Raw genomic sequence first — 4,805 nt, 5'->3', positions numbered from 1 at the left:
CGTGACCCCCGCCGCCCACCGATGCGAACCGTCGGCGGCTTGATCCGATTAGGTTCCGTGCGACGTCATCCGGCCCGTTGGGACCGCTCAGGGTCTGCTTCGGCGTGGTCCGTTGCTGTACTTGGCTGCTGTACTCATCTAGCCGACCCGATATCGCAGGTAGACCACGCCGTTGCCGAACCGGCGCTCGTCCAGCAGTTCCAGCTCAAGGTGGAGACCAGCGGGCAACGCGCGCGTCCCCCCGCCCACCACGACGGGGTTGAGGAAGAGGTGGCACTCGTCCACCAGGCCGGCCGCGAGCGCGTGCGCCGCGAGCCCCGGACCCCCGACGGTGACGTCCCGCCCCGCGGCTTTTTTCAGACGGCGGAGGGCGTCCGGGTCGAACTCCCGCTCGAGCCGGGTCCGCGCGCTTGAGACCGCGTCCAGCGTCGACGAGTAGACGACCTTGTCGGCCGCCTGCCAGATCCGCGCGTAGTCACGCACGACGGCCGGCTGGTCGTCGCCGGTGAAGGCGGTCTCCCAGTAGACCATCGTCTCGTACATCCGGCGCCCGTAAAGGTAGGTGCCGACCGGCCGTTCCTTGTCGTTGACGAAGGCGTGTACCTCCTCGTCGGGCGCCGCCCAGTCGAAGTCGCCGTTGCCGTCAGCGGTGAAGCCATCGAGCGAGGCGATCGCCGAGTAGATGAGGTTGGCCATTGCGCAATCTTGCCACTGCCCACCGCGTTCAACTACTACAACCGCGACCAGATCGGGACGGCCGCTGCCAAACCCGGGGCGGTTCATTCGCTGCTGTACCGGCCCTGATCGCGGCGACAGCGATCCCGGTCAGGGCCGCTGACCTGCGGAGGAGTGGGCCGCCAGGGACTCGAACCCTGAACCGATGGATTACCGGCGAGGCGGTTGCTGACGGCCCGGTTCGCAGGTCGCGAGGCTCGGCCGGTCGGTCAAGGGCTGTGACGGTGCGATGGGTTGCCGTACTTCCGGGCTGTACGGCGACCAGGTCGAGACGGAGCTTCGACCCCCGCCGGGGCGGGATCATCGCGCTGGTCGGGTGCTTCGCCACTCTCGTGGCCATCTTGGCCCGGTGACCTGGGCGTGGCACCCCAGCAGGGGGTGACACTTGGCAGGGGACGAAGCGACGATGCCTCGCCTTTGCCCGACCTACAGGCTGTCCTGAACCGATGGATTTCCGGCGAGGCGGTTGTTGACGGCCGGGTACGCCGGTTGCCTGGCACAGTCGGGCGGTCTCGGGCTATGACGGGCGGTGCGTTGCTGTACTTCTGTGCTGTCCCCAGATGAGGGCTCCTGACGGCGCGACTCATCAGGCACGCGGACGCCTTCGTCCCGAACTCCCGGCGGCGCCTTCTCGTGCGATTCAATGCGAGGCCACGCGGACTAATGTCCACCTGGGGCAATGTCCTCGACGTCGGCTGACACGACGTCTGCCGAGCATGAGCCGTGAGGCAGTCCGTGAAGGGGAGTAGTTGGTGCGAATGATGGTCCGGGATCTGGTGACTTCCTTCGAGGAGTTCGCGGCACATGAGTCTCCGGGAGATCTCGAGACAAGGTGGCACCGGCAGATCGTCCAGCCCAACTCGGAGATCTTCACTGCGGTTCAATCATGGATCGATCCTGCGGAGGCAGAGACCCGACTGCCGGAGCTGGTCGACCGGCGAACCGAACTGACCACCAGATCTAAACGTGCGCGCGTGGCCCTCCAACGGGCCGCGATCCTGCTGACGAGCGTCGTGGCAACCGAACGGCCGATCAACGCCGTCGTACTCGTGGGTCTCGGCGGAGCCAACGGATGGGCGGCACCCGTCGATGGGGAGCCAACGCTGTTTCTCGCAGCCGAGTTGCTACCTGACCCGCCCTTTGACGTCCTCCTCGCCCTTCACGAAATGATCCACTTGGTCCATCTGCGGAGGACCGCGCAGGACTGGCCGCATGAGCGCTTGGACGCTGACCTATTCCGGGAGGGACTGGCCGTCCACGCCACAGCCCGGCTGATGCCCGAAGTCTCTCCCAGCGGACACCTCTGGTTCCGGCCTGGCGAGGACGCGTGGATCGACCGGTGCCACGACATGCAGGCCACACTGAGGGCTCAAGCGTTGCAGGATCTGGAGCGCACCGATATATGGCACGAGTGGTTCAGCGGCACCGCCGACCGGGCAGGCGAACTGCCTGGACGATGCGGCTACTGGCTCGGCTGGAAACTTCTAGATGACCTCGTCGGCGAAGGACCGTTGGACATCGCCATGCACTGGTCCATGGCAGAAGCGTCAGCCCATCTTCGCCAAGCACTCACTCGCTAGCTGTCGAGGCGCGTACGACTGGGGCTAAGCGTGCGGGTCCCGGCGCCGGCCGAAGGCGAAGTACGCGAGCGGTGCAACTCCAAAGGCGTTGATGAACGTGACCGTCGAGGCCCATATCCACTTCGGGCCCCGAATCTCCCTTGAGGGTCGACGCTTGATGTCGATGAGCGCCGCCGTCTTGAGGATACCCTCCGCCACGCCAGCAGCAATGATCAGCCTGCGGCGCTCAGGGCTAAGATCACTCCACTTCCGTGTGGCCATGACGTCCTCCACGTACGCACGGACCCTGACAGCCCGCAGGTTACACCGCTTGCACCGCAGGCTGCGGCAACGGTGCGTACAAGACTGATCTACGCATTACGAGTCGGTCCAGCAGCGCTGGTCCAGCGTTCGGTCCTCGTGCTCTACACGGTGTCCCAGTCCGTGATCGTCCGCCCATGCCCGCGGGCTTGGCTGCTCACTTGGCTGCTCGTCCGAGCTTGCTGCCTCGCGCGTCGCGTTCGAGGGCGCTGGCTAACGTGACCGGCAGTCCCATGCTTTCGAGGTCTGCGACCCGATATCCAGCAGCCACCAACAGTGTCCGCAAGCAGGTCTACACCTACGCCGCGCCCGTGAAGAACCGGTCCGGACACCGACGAACGAGACCAGAAACGAGACCGCCCAGCACACCCGATTCCTGGCAGCGACGACGCGCCAAGGCGGCGTCGCGCCACCTGCACAGCTTTGCGCCCCGCTTAGCTCAGCTGTCCCCGCTCGCGTTGCCGGACGGCCAGCCGCTCCAGTGCGGCCTGGTGGGCGCGTCGGTTCTCGCGCCAGTACCGGACGCGCCACCAGCGCAGCTGCACCCGCTGCAGGAACGACGCCCGCTGAAACGATTCTGGCTCGTAGCCGTACCAACCACGCTCACGCTCGGCTTCGCTCGGTCGCCGTTCGCCGGTCATGCGGCCAGTGTTGCAAGCTTTGCAGTAGGGCGGAAGCACTCGCGGCTGCGGGCTCTAGATGTCGGGCCAGCGGTCGATCGTTGACCCAAGCCCCGGCGGTCCGGCCTCCGATGGACGGCCTCGACCGCTGAGGAAAGAGACCACAACTGAGTCCGGCAGAGCCAGGGCCGGCGTGAGCAGCATCGAGGCACGCTTTCCAAGTCTACGAGCCAGCGTCCGGCCCAGCTTGTGGCAAGCCGTGACAGCGGTCGAGCCCGTTTGGCTGGTCATCGGTGGTGCTGCGCGAACGCTGGCGAATGAGACGGCAACTGAGACGACGGTGAGGCGAGCCTGGACCCCACACCAGGACCGGCTCACCGGTGAGGCCCAACCGACGGGGTTTGTAAGCGGTCGTCTTGCCGACTACCGGTGCAGGCCGCTCTGGCTCGGTGGCCAGGTGGTGGCTCGGGTGGCGCTCACCTGGCCGGTGGTCGCGGCCGCGCTGGGCGTGAGCTGGCTGGTGATCCGCCGGTCGCTGCCGGCCGGGCATCCGGGGCAGCGCCACCCGATGGGAGTGTCCGATCAGGACGCGGCGCCGGCAGCCGCACCGGAGAAATAGGAGAGAGGCCGCCACGGGGGGAGCGGCCTCTCCGGTGATGTACGTTACTCCGTCCGCGTCCGCCGTGTGATCCCGTGGAGCGCCAAATTTCGCGGACTTTTTTGCGCCCGGGTCATCTCCGCCCGGAGCGGTCGGCCAGCCGGTCCGCCGCGCCGGCTAGACGGCCCATCCCGGTGGCCCGGTCAGCGGGGCAGTGCCTGCTGAAGCTCCGCGCGCAGCGCCGGGGTGAGCATCTCGCCGGCCTGCTTGGCCAGCCGCGCCATCTCGTATCCCACCACGCCGATGTCCGCTTCGGCGGCGGCGAGGGTGGCGAGGATCGAGCCGTCCCGGATCTGCATGACGAGGAAGTAGCCGCGGCCCATCTCCACGACGGTCTGCTTGACGATGTCCCCGTCGAACATCTGGGCCGCTCCCGCGGTGATGCTCATCAGGCCCGAGGTGACCGCCGCGAGCTTGTCGGCGTGGTCGCGGGGCAGGTGCGCCGAGAGCGCCACCAGCAACCCGTCCGAGGAGACCACCACCGCGTGCGCCACCCCGGGGACGCGCTCGGCGAACGCGTTCACCAGCCAGCTCAGGTCACGTGCCTCCTGGCTCAACGTGGTCGTCACTGTTGTCCCCCTTCGCTGGGTACGCCGGTGGGCGGCATGATGATCTCCCTCGTCTCCTCGGCCTCCGCCCGCCGCACCCCGCTGTACAAGCGGGACAGCATGCCGCCCACGGCCTCCGGATCGAGGTCGTGGCGCGGCGCCGGCTCGCTCGCACGGGCGGACTGCGTCACGGCGGAGAGCTGGGCCATCGGCACGCGGACCGGCAGGCCCTGTGCGTTGGTCCCTCCGGTCACCGGCGTCGCCGGGGGCGCTGGCGTCACACCGGGGGTCAGGGCGGACGATCCCTGCCGGGAGAACCAGCCCCCGCGCGGCGGGCTGGGCGCCCCGGCGGCCGGGGCGAGGA

The 4,805-nt window shown here is 68.0% G+C and carries 5 protein-coding genes and 2 pseudogenes; 2 read left to right on the top strand and 5 right to left on the bottom strand.

Annotated elements, in window-relative coordinates:
* Positions 1-138 precede the first annotated feature (138 nt).
* Positions 139-696, bottom strand: coding sequence for a dihydrofolate reductase family protein (locus DKL51_RS00940; RefSeq protein ID WP_109964392.1), 558 nt, complete (start codon positions 694-696; stop codon positions 139-141).
* 791 nt (positions 697-1,487) lie between these two features.
* On the opposite strand from DKL51_RS00940, the gene DKL51_RS00935 reads away from it, so the two are divergent.
* Positions 1,488-2,315, top strand: a complete 828-nt coding sequence (locus DKL51_RS00935) for a hypothetical protein (protein ID WP_123809594.1) — start codon at positions 1,488-1,490, stop codon at positions 2,313-2,315.
* A 24-nt stretch (positions 2,316-2,339) separates the two neighbouring features.
* Here the strand turns inward: DKL51_RS00935 and DKL51_RS00930 are convergent, their stop codons facing one another.
* Together DKL51_RS00930 and DKL51_RS00925 are read right to left on the bottom strand one after the other, a co-directional pair.
* On the bottom strand, positions 2,340-2,576 hold the full coding sequence (locus DKL51_RS00930) for a PLD nuclease N-terminal domain-containing protein (protein WP_109964395.1): 237 nt from the start codon (positions 2,574-2,576) through the stop codon (positions 2,340-2,342).
* Between the two features lie 473 nt (positions 2,577-3,049).
* The gene (locus DKL51_RS00925) at positions 3,050-3,256 is read right to left on the bottom strand and encodes a hypothetical protein (protein WP_109964394.1); all 207 of its coding nucleotides are present in this window, start codon (positions 3,254-3,256) and stop codon (positions 3,050-3,052) included.
* Between the two features lie 415 nt (positions 3,257-3,671).
* Here DKL51_RS00925 and DKL51_RS00920 point away from each other — a divergent pair.
* Positions 3,672-3,854, top strand: a pseudogene (locus DKL51_RS00920) (DUF3159 domain-containing protein); the annotation flags it as partial.
* A gap of 182 nt (positions 3,855-4,036) precedes the next feature.
* On the opposite strand, the gene DKL51_RS00915 reads toward DKL51_RS00920, so the two are convergent.
* Together DKL51_RS00915 and DKL51_RS00910 are read right to left on the bottom strand one after the other, a co-directional pair.
* Positions 4,037-4,462, bottom strand: a complete 426-nt coding sequence (locus tag DKL51_RS00915) for a roadblock/LC7 domain-containing protein (protein ID WP_109945217.1) — start codon at positions 4,460-4,462, stop codon at positions 4,037-4,039.
* A pseudogene (locus DKL51_RS00910) lies at positions 4,459-4,805 on the bottom strand (nitrate- and nitrite sensing domain-containing protein); the annotation flags it as partial. The pseudogene DKL51_RS00910 and the gene DKL51_RS00915, both read right to left, overlap by 4 nt.

It is taken from the genome of Micromonospora globispora (assembly GCF_003857015.1).
GTDB lineage: Bacteria > Actinomycetota > Actinomycetes > Mycobacteriales > Micromonosporaceae > Micromonospora > Micromonospora globispora.
This window is presented reverse-complemented; position numbering and strand designations above follow the sequence as displayed.